Genomic DNA, 13,679 nt, shown 5'->3' with positions numbered 1-13,679 from the left:
ATATTGGTTATTTTGTACCTATTTCTACGCACGGCGGCGGCGGTGTCGGCCGCGGAGAACCGCACGCCGGTGCCGGGCGCGGTGACCAGGCGCGGGGCGTCGGAGACCGGGAGCACCGCCGCGAAGCCGACGCCGAAGCGCCCGGCCGCGCCGGGGTCGTCGCGTTTGGCGGAGGCGCGCAGCGAGGCCAGCGCGGCCACGCCGTCCGCGTCGAGCGGGGCGCCGGTGTTCGCGACGCGCAGTTCCCCGGCGACCGCGGTGAGGGACAGCCGGCCGGGCACGCCCGCGGCGCGCGCGGCGTCGGCGGCGTTCTGGGCGAGCTCGACGAACCAGGTCTCGGCGTAGCCGCCGAGGACGAGGTCCTCCTCCGCGTTGGCGTCCTCGCGGAACCGGGTGGGCGAGTCGGACCAGGTGGCGAGCAGTGCGGCGCGGAGCGCAGCCGTGCCGAACGGATCCGTGCCCACGAGATCCGCCGGGGCCTCGGTCAGGAGGTCACGCCCTCGGCGGCCCCGGGGGACGCGGCCTCGGCACCGGCGGGCTCCGCGGTGTCGGCGGTGGCTGACTCGGCGGTGGCTGCCTCGGCGGTGGCTGGCTCAGCGGCGGTCTCGTCCGTGCCGACCTCGGCGGCGACCTCGCCACCGGCGGTCTCGGCGGTGGCGACCTCGGCAGCGACCTCGCCCGTGGCGGTCTCGGGGGCGGTCTCACCAGCGGCCTCGGCGGTCTCGTCCGGCGCCGCGACCTCCTCCACCGCCTCGTCCGTGTCGGTCACGGCGGCGGTGGCGGCGGGTGCCTCGGCGGCGTCGGCGACCGCGGCGGGCGCGTCCTCGGCCGCAGGCGAGACGGACTCCTGCGGCGCCTCCGCCGCCACGACCACCCCGGCGTCGGCGGCCTCGGCGGTCGCGGCCTCCGTGGCGGGCGCGTCGGCCGGTGCGTCGGCCGGTGCGTCGGCGGCCGGCTCGGACTCCACCTCGGTCGGCGCCGCGGTACCGGTGGGGACCCGTTCCAGGTCCACCCCGTCGTCGTAGACCAGCGCGGCGACGTGGACCGGCGAGCCCTGCTCCACCTTCAGCTCCGAGTGCGCGCCGCACCCGAACTCCACGGACACGACCGAGCCGTCCGCCGGTGAGTACTCGTTGGCGCACGCCCCGAACCCGGCGCGCAGCGACCCGGCGAGCGGGGTGAAGAACCCGCAGGTCGCGCACACCTCGGTGACCGCGCGGGCCATGTCGGAGCCCGGGCCGCGGACGTCCCGCCAGCGCTCGGCGGCCTCGAGCCGGCCCTCGCGGCTGAGCACGCGGGTGCGGCCGAGCCCGATCTCGACGGCGACCTCCTCGACGGCCGGGTCGTCCGACTGCACGTAGGCAGGGACGAGCCGGGAGTCCTCCGGGTCGGTCGGCAGCAGGTCGCCGGGACCGAGGTCGCCGGGGCGGACCCGCTCCTGCCACGGCACCCAGGCCGGCGCGACCATCGCCTCGTCGCCCGGCAGCAGCACGACCTCGCTGACGGTCACCGGCCCGTCGGCGAGGGCGGCGAGCGTGACCGACCAGTGCCAGCCGTGGTACCCGGCGAGGTCGGCGGCGAAGTGGTGGCTCACCGAGACCTCGTCCTCGACCACGTACCCGAGGTACTCGCCGACGGCGGCCGCACCGGCGTGCTCGCCGATGTCCGCGGAGGCCTCCTCGACGGCGGCGGTGCGGGCGCGTTCGACGGCCCCGGCCAGCGGGCCGGGCACGGCGGGGGCGTCCGCGGGGCTGGTCTCGGGGTCGATCCCGGTGATCGCGCTCATCCGGTCGATTGTGCCACCCGGGCCGGGCGCGTCGGAGCGCCGTCCCTGCACCGTGCGGCAGGATCCCGGGCGATGCGACGGGTGCTGCTGGGACTGGTCGCGGCGGTCACCGCCGTGACGGCGGGCGTGGCCGCCTGCGCCGCCGCGACCCCGTCCGGGGCGCTCGGCTCCGCCGCGGCCGTCCGCCCGGTCGTGCTCGCCGAGGAACCGCACGACCCGACCGCCTTCACCCAGGGCCTGGAGCTCTCCCCCGACGACCCCGACACGCTCTACGAGGGCACCGGCCTGGCCGGGCACTCCCAGCTCCGCGAGCTCGATGCCGCCACCGGCGCCGTGCGCCGGGCCGTCCCGCTGCCCGGCAGCCTGTTCGGCGAGGGGATCACCGTCGTCGGGCCGTCGATCTGGCAGCTGACCTGGCAGGACGGCGTGGCGCTGGAGTGGGACCGGGCCACCTTCACCCTGCGCCGGCAGGTCCCGGTCGCGGGCGAGGGCTGGGGCCTCTGCGCCGAACCCGGCCGGCTCGTCCGCTCCGACGGCACCGACCGGCTGCGCTTCCACGACCCCGCGACGTTCGCCGAGACCGGTTCGGTCGCGGTCACGCTCGACGGCGCCCCCGTGCCGGAGCTCAACGAGCTGGAGTGCGTCGGCGGCGCGGTGTGGGCGAACGTGTGGCGCACCGACCGGATCGTCCGCATCGACCCGGCGACGGGTGCCGTGACCGCCGTGGTCGACGCGTCCGGGCTGCTCGACCCGGCCCGCCGGGCGGACACGGACGTGCTCAACGGCATCGCCCACCTGAGCGGCGACGAGTACCTCCTCACGGGCAAGCTCTGGCCCGCCGCGTTCCGCGTCCGGCTACCCGGGTGACGTGACGCGATCACCGCGCCGGAGGGCCGCGCCGGCCCGGTCCGCCGGGCAGAATGAGGCCATGGCGCGCGATCACCGGACCGGTTGGTGGGGCGGGCGCGCGCGGCGCTGGGCCACCGCCGACGGCGCGCCCCACCAGCGCCCCGGTCCGGAGCCGGCGCCGGAGACGCCACGGCCGGAACCGCCGCCCTACGTCCCGACCGTCCGGCGCCGCTACCCGTGGCACGACGACCCGGACTACGACCCCACCGAGTACCGCCGCGAGCCCGAGGGGCCGAACCGGTTCGCGGAGTGGATCGAGCAGGCCCCGGCCGACGACCCCGCGCCCACGGCTAGACCCACTGCCGGGCCCACCGCCGGACCAGCCGCCGGACCCACTGCCGGACCCACTCCCGGGCCCACCGCCGCGCCGCCGCCCGACCCCGGCCCGGAACGGCCCGAGGAGCAGGCCCCGCCCCCGCCGCGGATGCCGAAGAAGCTCACGGTCACCCGGGTCGCCGCGCTGCGCAGCCGCGAGCTCACGGGCGCGGCGGTGAACACGTTCCGCCGCGCGGCCACGGCCGACGGGGCCGACCGCTCCGGCCTGACCTCGCTGACCTACGCCTCGATGATGGACTACGCGGTCGACGCCGCCGTGGCCGTCGCGCTGGCCAACACCCTCTTCTTCGCCGCGGCCACCGCCGAGAGCAAGACCAACGTCGCGCTGTACCTGCTGATCACCGTGGCGCCGTTCGCCGTGGTCGCGCCGGTGATCGGGCCGCTGCTCGACCGCCTGCAGCGCGGGCGGCGCGCCGCGCTGGCGGTGGCCATGCTCGGCCGCGCGGTGCTCGCCGTGGTCATGGCGCTGAACTACGACAACTGGATCCTCTACCCCGCCGCGCTCGGCGCGATGGTGCTCAGCAAGTCGTTCACCGTGCTCAAGGCCGCGGTCACGCCACGCGTGCTGCCCGAGGGCATCACCCTGGCCACCACGAACTCCCGGCTGACCACGTTCGGCCTGATCGCCGGGGCGGTCTTCGGCGGCGTCGCCAGCGGCGTCGCGTACCTGTTCGGCTCGCCCGGGGCGCTCTACTACACCGCCGCGCTCGGTGTGGTGGGCGCGCTGCTGTGCACCCGCATCCCGCGCTGGGTCGAGGTCACCGCGGGTGAGGTGCCGGCCCGGCTGCGCAGCACCCGCCGCCCGCGCCGCCGGCCCGTCGGACGCTCGGTCGTGGTCGCGCTGTGGGGCAACGGCGCCGCCCGCGTGGTGACCGGCTTCCTCACCCTCTTCGTGGCGTTCGTCGTCAAGGAGCAGGCGCAGGGCGACGCGGCGCAGCAGCTCTACCTGATCGGCATCATCGGCGCGGCGGCCGGCGCCGGGTCCTTCCTGGGCAACGGCGTGGGCTCGCGCATCCACTTCGGGCGGGCCGAGGCGATGGTCATCGGCTGCGTGTCGGCCGCCTGCGCCGCGGCCGCGGCGGCCGCCGTGCTGCCCGGCATCCTCACGGCCGCGATCGTCGGCCTGGTCGCCGCGACCGGGAGCGCGCTGGCGAAGGTCTGCCTCGACGCGGTGATCCAGCGCGACCTTCCCGAGGAGTCCCGGGCGTCGGCGTTCGGGCGCTCCGAGACCGTGCTGCAGCTGGCCTGGGTGTCCGGCGGCGCGCTCGGCGTGCTGCTCCCGCACAGCGGGTTCCGCCTGGGGTTCGCCGTGGTGGCCGCGGTGGTCGCCGTCGTCGGGGTCCAGACGGCGCTCGTGTGGCGGGGGAAGACGCTGGTCCCGGGCCTGGGCCTGAAGGAGCCGCTGCCCGAGCGCAGGCCCGCCCCGTCGGAGGCCGCGTCCGGCGCTCCGTAGGCTGGTGGGCGTGTCCCGGACCCGCCGGAGCCTGCTCGCCGCCCTCACGCTGACCACCGCCGTCGTGCTGGCCGGCTGCGGCAGCGACGAGAAACCGCAGGTCACCTGGGCCGCGGGCGAGGCCTCGCAGTCGATCGGGCCCGCGCAGTTCTGCGACCTCAAGATGAAGGACTGCAGCAACGACGAGGGCGCCCAGGCCCGGCTCGCGGTCCCGGCGGGCACCCCCGTCGAGGTGACCGTGCCGGAGGAGGTCTCCGAGGCGCCCTGGTCGGTCGTGTTCTCGTACACGGGCCCGGACGGGCAGCGCACGGACGGCCGCAGCCCCGTCTTCGCCCCGAACGCACAGACCAGCTACACCCTCACGCTGCCCGAGCCGGGCGACGTCCTCGGCACGGCCCAGGTGCAGCTGCTCGGCGCCGCGCCCGTCGCCAACCCGGACACCGGCGAGCTGGACTACCCCGCGCGCGCGACCTGGGTGCTCGTCGCCCAGCAGTGAGCCTCCGGGCTGCGGTGCGCCGAGTGCGTGTCCCGCCTCACCCGTCCGGCCCTCGTCGCTGACTCCGCTCGGTCCCGTTCCGCGCCGAACGGCGTATCCGCACGCGCCCGTACAGCCCCACTCTGCCCAGGAGTCGTAACAGAGCGCGCTTACCGCCCGATGGGGATTCAGAGGGCTTAACCGGTTGAAACTGCACATACCGGACAGCCGAGTCGAGCGACCCGGGGGGATTCGTGGCCGCGAGTACGCGTGCAGTGGTGGTGGGTGGAGCCGGCTTCATCGGCTCGTCGATCGTGGAGCGCCTGGCGTCGGGGGGCGCCGAGGTCCTCGTCGTCGACGACCTGAGCCGGGGGCGCCTGGAGAACCTCAAGGGCCCGGGCGCGAGCGCCGAGCTGGCCGAGATCGACATCCGGGACGCCGACGCGCTGCACCGGCGGATGACCGCCTTCGGGCCCGAGGTCGTGTTCCACCTCGCCGCCCAGATCGACGTGCGGGCCTCGATGGCCGACCCGGCCGAGGACGCCTGGCGCAACGTCGTCGGCTCGGTCAACGTCTTCTCCGCCGCCCACGCGGCCGGCGCCCGGCGGGTGGTCAACACCTCGACCGGCGGCGCGATCTACGGCCCCGACGCCCCGGTGCCGACGCCCGAGACCGCCCCGACCGAGCCGCTGTCCGCCTACGGGCTCAGCAAGCGCACGGTCGAGACCTACGCCGGCTGGTTCCGCCGGGCCAAGGGCCTCGACGTGGTGACGCTGCGGTACGGCAACGTCTACGGCGAGCGCCAGGACCCGAAGGGCGACGCCGGCGTGATCGCGATCTTCTGCGACGCCGTGCTCGCCGGCCGACGCTCGACGATCTTCGGCGACGGCTCGCAGACCCGCGACTTCGTCTACGTCGGCGACGTCGCCCGGGCCAACCTGGCCGCGGCCGAGGCCGAGGGCCCGCTGCAGCCGGTCTACAACGTCGGCACCGGGCGCGAGGTGAGCGTCCGCGAGCTGATCGCGGCCGTCACGCGCGCCGCGGACGCGGACCCCGCGCTCGCCGAGCCGATTCTCGCGCCGGCCCGGGCCGGCGAGGTCCGGCGCAGCTGCCTCGACGTCCGGGAGGCCCGGCGCGACCTGCGCCTGCCGGAGCCGACCGCCCTCGAGGAGGGCCTGCGCCGCACTCTCGACTGGATGCGGAGCCTGTAGCCGGTGTCCCACGCAGTGACGCGGCGGCCGTTCGGCCTCGCCGCCTCCGTCGTGCTGCTCGTGACCGCCCTGCTGCTCGCGGGCACGGGCCCGGCCTCCGCCCGGCCGGCGCGGGGCGGCGCCCGGATCGACCTGCAGGTCCTCGTCGTCAGCGACGGGTCGCGGGAGGTCGAGGCCTTCCACGACGCGCTCGACACCACCGGCGTGCCGGTGCAGGTCGTCGACCTGGCCGATCCCGCGCGCCCCCGGATCGACGCGGCCTTCCTGGCCGACCGGGGCGACGGCCGGCCGCGCGCCCGGTTCCAGGGCGTCGTGCTGCCCGGCCCGGCGCCGAAGGAGCTGTCCGCGGCCGAGCTCGCGGCGTTGCACGCCTTCGAGCGCCGCTTCGACGTCCGGCAGATCTCCGCGCTCGCGGCGGGCGGACCCGCCGCCGGCACCGACGAGCCGGCGTTCCGCGGCGCGCTCGACGGCCTGTCCGGCCGGATCGGCGCCGAGGCCCTCGGCGCCGAGTTCGGCTACGCCCGCGGCCCCGTCCCGTTCGAGGACCCGAGCCCGCACCCGGACAGCTGGGCCGAGGCGGCCCGGTCGCTCCCGGGCGTCCGGCCGCTGGTCACCGTCGACGCTTCCGGCGCTCCGCGCGGGCTCACCGTGGCCGGCGTCCGCAGCGACGGCGGCCGCGAGGAGCTGGTCCTGACCGTGGGCTACGGGGTGGACTCCTCGCAGTTCCAGGTGCTCGCGCCGGGCATGGTCCGGTGGCTGACCCGCGGCGTGCACCTGGGCCTCGAGCGGGCCTGGTTCGCGGTGCACATCGACGACGTCCTGCTGCCCAACGCCCGCTGGGTCCCCGAGGCGAACTGCACGGCCGGCTCGGACTGCCCGCCGGAGGTCGGCCCCCGGCCGCTCATCCGCATGACCGCCGACGACGTCGCGTTCGCCGTGGACTGGCAGCGCCGGCACGGCTTCCGCATGGACATGGCCTACAACGGCAGCGGCAGCGTCGCCGCCGCACCCGGTGCCGCGGACCCGCTGACCGACGCGCTCGTCGCCGCCAAGGGCGAGTTCGGCTGGATCAACCACACCTGGTCACACCTCTACCTCGGCTGCGTGCGGGACTTCTCGGTCACGCCGTGGGAGTGCGACGAGGTGCCGCTGCTGGGCTGGACCCGGCACGTCGGCGGGCGCACGATCGCCGACGAGATCCGCCTCAACATCGACTTCGCCCGGCGGCACGGCCTGCCGATCGACGAGGCCGAGCTCGTCACCGGCGAGCACGGCGGGCTCGCGAAACCGCCGCGCATGCCGGAGGACAACCCGAACCTCGCCGACGCCCTCGACGACACCGGCATCCTCACCCTGGCCTCCGACGCCTCGTCGGAGCCGGACCAGCGGATGGTCGGCGGCGCGAACACCGTGCCGCGGCACCCGATCAACCTGGACTTCAACACGGCCACCGAGGTCGAGACCGTCGACCAGTACAACTTCATCTCCACCTCCCTGGCCGACGGCGGCGACGGGACCTGCGAGGCCGACGGCAGCTGCATCACGCCGGCCGACCCCGTCACCGGGTTCCGGGACGTCGTGGTGCCGGCCGAGGCCGACCTCGCGCTGCGGCACGCCATGGCCAACGACCCGCGCCCGCACTACGTCCACCAGCCGCAGCTCACCGAGGACCGCACGATCTACCCGATCCTCGAGCGCGTCCTCGGCGGCTACCGCGCGCTGTTCACCGAGGACCGGCCACTGCTGGTCCCGACCATGACGGCGACCCGGGACGTGCTGAACGGCCGGGCGGCCTTCGCCCGCGCCGTCGGGGAGGGCCGCGTCGACGCCTTCGTGGTCGACGGCGTGGTCCACGTGACCACGGACGGCCACCTGGACGTGCCCCTGACCGCCCCGCCCGGCACCCGCGTCGAGGGCGCCGGGGAGTTCGGCGAGGCCTACGGCACCGTCCGCTCCGGCTGGTTCGCCGTGGACGGCCCCCGGACCCTCACCCTGCCCACCACGACCGAGGAACAGCGATGAAGGTCTCCCTCGTCACCGAAGGCACCTACCCGATCCAGTCCGGCGGCGTGAGCGGCTGGTGCGAGCAGCTGATCCGCGGCCTGCCGGAGGTCTCGTTCGAGGTCGTCGCGCTGTCCGGGTCCGGGCGCGAGCCCGCCGTCTTCACCGTGCCGGACAACGTGACGGCGGTGCAGCGGATCGGTCTGTGGGCGCCGCCGCCGCGCGCCCGGCGGGTGCCGCGGGCGGTCGAGTCGCGCTTCGCGATCGCCTACGAGGAGCTGCTCGAGGCGATGCTGGGCGACGGCCCGCACTCCGCCGTCGGCTTCGAGTCCGCCGTGCGCGCCCTGCACGCCCTCGCCGCGGACACGCCGCTGGTCCCGCTGCTGCGCGGGCAGCGCGCCGTCGACCTGTTCGTCGACGTCTGGGCCCGGCACCGGGACGGAGCCGGCGACGAGCCGCTCTCGGTCGGCGACGCCCTCGCCGTCACCGAGCTCATGGAGCACTTCCTGCGCCCGCTGGGCATGCCGGTCCTGGAGACCGATCTCGTGCACGCCACGGCCAACGGGCCCGGCGCGCTGATGGGGCTGCTCGCGAAGTGGACGCACGGCACCCCGGTGCTGCTCTCCGAGCACGGCGTCTACCTGCGGGAACGCATGCTGGCGATCCGCCGCAGCGGGGACTCCCGGGCCGCCCGGGCCGCGCAGATCCGGTTCTTCCTGCGGCTCACCGAGCTCTGCTACCGCCACGCCGACCTCGTGGCCCCGGTGTCCGGCTTCAACGGCCGCTGGGCCCGGCGGGGCGGCGCGGCGCCGGAGCGGGTCCGCACGATGCACAACGGCGTGGACCCGGCAGCCCTGCCGCTGCTCACCGAGGAGCCGGCCGAGCCCACGGTCGCGTTCGTCGGCCGGATCGACCCGCTCAAGGACATCGAGCTGCTCGTCACGGCGTTCGCACAGGTCCGGCGGGCGATCCCGGCGGCGCGGCTGCGGCTGTTCGGCGGCGTCCCGGCCGGCAACGAGGACTACGCCCGGCGCTGCGAGGCCCGCGTCGCCGAGCTCGGGCTCGCGGACGCGGTGACCTTCGAGGGCCCGGTCTCGCCGGTGACCGAGGCGTTCCGGCGCGGGCATATCGTGGTGCTGTCCAGCAAGTCCGAGGGGCTGCCGCTCACGATCATCGAGGCCGCCATGTCCGGGCGCGCGACGGTGGCGACGGACGTCGGCGGGATGTCCGAGGCGGTCGGCGAGGGCGGGCTCGTCGTCCCGGCCGGCGACGCGCCCGCCTTCGCCGCCGCGTGCATCCGGCTGCTGCGCGACCACGAGCTCCGCCACGAGCTCGCCGGCCGCGGCCGCCGGCGGGCACTGGAGCTGTTCACCCTGGAGCGGTTCGCGGAGAACTTCCGGTCGGTCTACGTCTCGCTCGCACAGCGCCGCCCGCTCCCGGCCCACACCGGTGCGCCGAGTGTGGAGCTGCCCGTGCCGGCGGGGGCCCTCGCGCCCGCGGTGTCGGTGCGACCGGCCGCGCGGCTCTCGGGGCGGCCCGCGCCTGTCGAGCCCGTGCCCGTGACGGCGGCCGCGCCCGTCGGGCGGGTCGAGCGCGGCGGCGGGCCGGTCGAGCCGGTCGAGGTGCCGACCGGCCGGATCGAGGCGGTCCCTGCCGCGACGTCGGCGGCGGCCCCCGCGTCGGCCACGGCGTCCGACGAGCCGATCGAGATCCCGACCTCCCGGATCGCCGCGGTCGCCGCGGCCGGGAGGGAGCCGGTGGAGGTGCCGACCTCGCGGATCACCGCGGTCGCGGCGGCCGGGGAGGAGGCCGTGGAGGTCTCGACCTGGCGGATCACCGCCGTGGCCGAGTCCCTCGACCCGCCGACCGCCCGGATGGCGCGGGTCCCGGAGCCGCTCGACCCGCCGACGTCACGGATCGTCCCGGTCGCCCCCCGCACCCGGATCCCCGCGCAGGCACAGCGCCCGGCGGGGAAGCCGCGAGGGCCGGTGCGGCCGCCGGCGCCCCGGCCCTCGGAGGAGCGCGTGCGGGTGGGTGAGGCCGGATGAGCCGCACGCCCTTCGTCCCCGGCCCGCGCCGGCCCGCGCTCTCGCCGGAGCTCGCGGACGCCGCGACCACCTCGATGCACCCCGCCGAGGTCGCCGTGACGCTGGAGAGCGTCGGGATCAACGACCGGGTGGCCCGGGAGCGCTTCGGGGCCCGGGACGTCTTCGCCCTCGCCGGGTACGCCGGCGTCGCCACCGCCGGCCGCCCGCGGACCGAGCCGGTCGCGGACCCGCCGCCCGCCCCGGCGTTGCCGCACGGTCCCGGGTCCAGCCCCTGGTTCCACCTCCGCGGGCTGCTCTACGCGATCCCGGCGCTGGTCGCGCTGTCGCTGCTCCCGGCCGGCGACCACGTCGAGTCCGGGCTGCTCATCGGCGGTCTCGCGCTGAGCTGGGCGCTCGGTTACGGCGTCAGCTACGTCGCCTGGTCCTACCTGGGCGCGCTCGACGTGCCCGCCGCCCGCCGCTTCCTCCGTCGCGCGATCGCCGCCGGCGCCGCCCTGGCCACCGTGGTCGCCGTCGTCGCCGTGTTCGGGTCGCTGGTCTGGACGATGACCATGCAGGTCACGCTCGGGACGGTGGCGCTGCTCGTCGGGCAGACGGTCTACCTGCTCTCCGCGGCCACCCTGCTGATGACCGGCAACGAGGCGCGGTTGCTGGTCGCGCTGGTACCGGCGGCCGTGGGTGCGCTGCTCAACGCCGTCGACGGCGAGATCGCGGCCCCGATCGCCGGCCCGAGCGAGCCCGGCCGCGGCTGGGAGCTGGGCTGGCTGGCCGCGACCGTGCTGCTGGCGCTGGTGTTCGCCGTGCTGGCCACCCGCGGTGCGGCGCGTCCCCGGCAGCCGCTCCCGCGCACCACCTTCGTCAACGCCGTGCTGCAGGTGGCGTACGGGCTGATGGTCGCGGTGCTGGTGCTGTACCCGGCGCTGTTCGAGCTCGCGGTCAGCAACTACGACTCGCTGCCGCTCTCGGTCACCCTCGCCGCGCTGCCGCTGGTGCTCGGCATGGGCGTGGCGGAGACGCTGCTGCACGACCACCGCGCCGCTGCTGCGCGGCTGCTCGCCGGGTCCCGGACCACGGCCGAGTTCGCCCGCCGGATGCGCCGGGCCATGCTGCGCGCCCACCTGCAGTTCACCGCGGCGCTCGCGGCGATCACCGTGGCGCTGGGCGGGCTCAGCGCGGCCCTGTTCGACCTCGACGACATCCGCTACGTCGTCCTCGGCGTCGACTACCTGATCCTGGGCACGGCGGTCTTCTCCGGGATGGTCCTCAACCTGCTCGGCCGGATCGAGACGGTGCTGAGGACGACGGGTGCGGCGGTCGCGGCGCTGCTCGCCTTCCAGCTCGTCGCCGACCACGACGTCGACGACGTCACGGCGATCATCTGGCAGGGGGCCGTCGCCACGGTCCTGCTGGTCGTGCACGCCGTGCTGGTCCGGCGGCACGCGGGCACCCCGGTCCACCACCGATGAGCGACGGGGTTCCCGCCTACTTCCACCCCGACCGGGAGGCGGCGGACTGGACCGGGCTGACGGCGGCGGCGCGGGCCGGCGCCGTCGGGATCGTGGTGGTCAACCCGGCATCGGGCGTCGGTACCTGGACGGACCCGGCGTACCGGCGGGCCTGCGCCGACCTCGCGGAGATCCCGGACGTGGTCGTGGCCGGGTACGTCGACACGGCGTACGGCGCCCGGCCCGCCAGCGAGATCGTCGCCGAGGCCCGTGCCTACGCGCAGCGGTACGGCGTCCGCGGCGTCTTCGCCGACCAGGTTCCGTCCGGTCGCGCCCACCTGCCCGCCTACACCGCGCTCGCGGACGACCTGCGCACCGCCGGCCTCGGGCCGCTGCTGCTCAACCCCGGGGTGCGCCCGGACGAGGGGTACCTGGAGATCGCCGACGTCGTCGTGACCTTCGAGGGGTCGTGGGAGACCTACCGCGCCGAGCGGCCCGTCGGGCGTCGGACCGGCCGGGCCCGGACGTGGCACCTGGTGCACGGCACCCCCGCAGGGATGATCGAGGCCACCCGTTCGTGGCTGGTGCACGCCGGCGTCGACCACGGGTACGTCACGGACCGTACGCTCCCGAACCCGTGGGACGGGTTGCCGCGCACGACCGGATCGGCGGTCGTCGCGTGAACGCTCCCGGACGGGAGGGGGCGGCGCTGGTGCGGATGCTGCGCAGGCTCGCGGGCGTCGCGGCCTCGATCGCCGTGTCGGCGGCGTGCTCGATCGGGTCGGGGCCGGCCCCGGAGACGACCCCCGGGTCGGCGTCGGAGTCGGGCGCGGGTGGCGACACCCGCTGGCAGTACCAGCTGCAGGGCGCCGTCGACACCTCCGTGCCGGCGAAGACGTTCGTCATCGACCTGTTCGACACCCCGGAGTCGGTCGTCGAGGAGCTGAAGGCGAGCGGGCGGACGGTGATCTGCTACGTCAACGTCGGGGCGTCGGAGGACTGGCGCGCCGACTCCGCCGCCCTGCCCGCCGAGGTCCGCGGCACCGAGCTCGAGGACTGGCCGGGCGAGTTCTGGTACGACGTCCGCCGCACCGACCTGCTCGAACCGTTCCTCGCGAGCCGGTTCGACCTGTGCCGCGAGAAGGGCTTCGACGGCGTCGAGGCCGACAACGTCGACGGCTGGACCAACGACTCGGGCTTCGACCTGACCGCGGAGGACCAGCTGGCCTACAACCGGCTCGTCGCCCGGCTGGCGCACGAACGGTCGCTGACGATCGGGCTGAAGAACGACCTCGACCAGGTCGCCGACCTGGAGCCGGACTTCGACTTCGCCGTCAACGAGCAGTGCGCCCAGTACGACGAGTGCGGCAAGCTCGAGCCGTTCGTCCGGGCTGGGAAGCCGGTCCTGCACGTGGAGTACGGCCTGGGCACCGGCGCCTTCTGCGCGGAGACGACGGGGCTGGGGTTCGAGTCGATCCGCAAGCCCCGCGAACTCACCGTTCCCCGAGAGACGTGCCCCTGAGACCACTGCCCCTGGCGCCGAACGTCTGTTAAGCAGAGGGCATGTACACCCTCTACGCGTTCTGGTCGGCACCGCAGCCGCAGGACGAGGCGGCCTTCGAGGACTACTACGCGGCCACCCACGTGCCGCGCGCCTCCGCCGTCCCCCGCCTGTCCTCGATCGTCACCACGCGCACCGCGGACGGGCTGGAGGGCGGCGAGCCCGCCACCTACCGGATCGCGATCATGAGCTTCCCGGACCGGGAGGCGTACGAGGAGAGCACGAAGTCCCCGGAGTGGGCCGCGATGCGGCAGTGCGCCGGCGACATCATCGAGCGGTTCGGGGTGAGCCTCACCGTCTCGCTCGGCGAGCCCGTGGAGGGCACGCCCGGCTGAGCGCTGACGCGCCCGTGGGGGGGTGTTTGTTGCGGGGGAACCAATAACGCGCCCCGCCGTGAGGCGGGCACGTTGCGGGGCCCGCGCCGCCCCACAACCCCCGCGAGCGTTGCCGGGGA

Annotated in this window: 11 protein-coding genes and 1 pseudogene; 10 read left to right on the top strand and 2 right to left on the bottom strand. The window is 75.8% G+C overall.

Translation table 11 applies throughout. The features are described 5' to 3' along the window. Positions 1–464, bottom strand: a pseudogene (locus AB0B41_RS39855) (hypothetical protein); the annotation flags it as partial. A 20-nt stretch (positions 465–484) separates the two neighbouring features. Continuing rightward, positions 485–1,786: a DUF3027 domain-containing protein gene (locus AB0B41_RS39850; protein WP_358212216.1), complete on the bottom strand. Its 1,302-nt coding sequence runs from the start codon at positions 1,784–1,786 to the stop codon at positions 485–487. 72 nt (positions 1,787–1,858) lie between these two features. Here AB0B41_RS39850 and AB0B41_RS39845 point away from each other — a divergent pair, with 72 nt between their 5' ends. From AB0B41_RS39845 to AB0B41_RS39800, 10 genes are all read left to right on the top strand, one after another. Further along, complete coding sequence (locus tag AB0B41_RS39845; protein ID WP_358212215.1) at positions 1,859–2,653, top strand: glutaminyl-peptide cyclotransferase; 795 nt, start codon at positions 1,859–1,861, stop codon at positions 2,651–2,653. Positions 2,654–2,714: 61 nt separating this feature from the next. After that, the gene (locus AB0B41_RS39840) at positions 2,715–4,484 is read left to right on the top strand and encodes an MFS transporter (protein WP_358212214.1); all 1,770 of its coding nucleotides are present in this window, start codon (positions 2,715–2,717) and stop codon (positions 4,482–4,484) included. 10 nt (positions 4,485–4,494) lie between these two features. Next, a complete protein-coding gene (locus AB0B41_RS39835) occupies positions 4,495–4,980 on the top strand; it encodes a DUF2771 family protein (protein WP_358212213.1) in 486 nt (161 codons plus the stop codon). Positions 4,981–5,237: 257 nt separating this feature from the next. Beyond that, positions 5,238–6,170 carry an NAD-dependent epimerase/dehydratase family protein gene (locus AB0B41_RS39830; protein WP_358212212.1) on the top strand — a complete coding sequence of 311 codons (933 nt, stop codon included), beginning with the start codon at positions 5,238–5,240 and terminating at the stop codon, positions 6,168–6,170. 3 nt (positions 6,171–6,173) lie between these two features. Further along, positions 6,174–8,192, top strand: a complete 2,019-nt coding sequence (locus AB0B41_RS39825; protein ID WP_358212211.1) for a hypothetical protein — start codon at positions 6,174–6,176, stop codon at positions 8,190–8,192. Continuing rightward, positions 8,189–10,219 (top strand): GT4 family glycosyltransferase PelF, encoded by a 2,031-nt coding sequence (gene pelF, locus AB0B41_RS39820; protein ID WP_358212210.1) that lies wholly within the window; start codon positions 8,189–8,191, stop codon positions 10,217–10,219. The genes AB0B41_RS39825 and pelF overlap by 4 nt, the downstream gene beginning before the upstream one ends. Further along, positions 10,216–11,685, top strand: a complete 1,470-nt coding sequence (locus AB0B41_RS39815; protein ID WP_358212209.1) for a hypothetical protein — start codon at positions 10,216–10,218, stop codon at positions 11,683–11,685. Before pelF ends, AB0B41_RS39815 begins: the two co-directional genes overlap by 4 nt. Next, entirely contained in the window at positions 11,682–12,347 is a 666-nt protein-coding gene (locus AB0B41_RS39810) for a spherulation-specific family 4 protein (protein ID WP_358212208.1), read from the top strand. The genes AB0B41_RS39815 and AB0B41_RS39810 overlap by 4 nt, the downstream gene beginning before the upstream one ends. Continuing rightward, positions 12,344–13,186 (top strand): endo alpha-1,4 polygalactosaminidase, encoded by an 843-nt coding sequence (locus AB0B41_RS39805; protein ID WP_358212207.1) that lies wholly within the window; start codon positions 12,344–12,346, stop codon positions 13,184–13,186. Before AB0B41_RS39810 ends, AB0B41_RS39805 begins: the two co-directional genes overlap by 4 nt. A 41-nt stretch (positions 13,187–13,227) precedes the next feature. Next, positions 13,228–13,560 carry an EthD family reductase gene (locus AB0B41_RS39800; RefSeq protein ID WP_358212206.1) on the top strand — a complete coding sequence of 111 codons (333 nt, stop codon included), beginning with the start codon at positions 13,228–13,230 and terminating at the stop codon, positions 13,558–13,560. Positions 13,561–13,679 lie beyond the last annotated feature (119 nt).

Origin of the sequence: Pseudonocardia sp. NPDC049154, assembly GCF_040648315.1 — a bacterium.
Lineage (GTDB): Bacteria > Actinomycetota > Actinomycetes > Mycobacteriales > Pseudonocardiaceae > Pseudonocardia.
The sequence above is the reverse complement of the archived record's forward strand: the minus strand, read 5'-3'. Positions and strand labels throughout refer to the sequence as shown.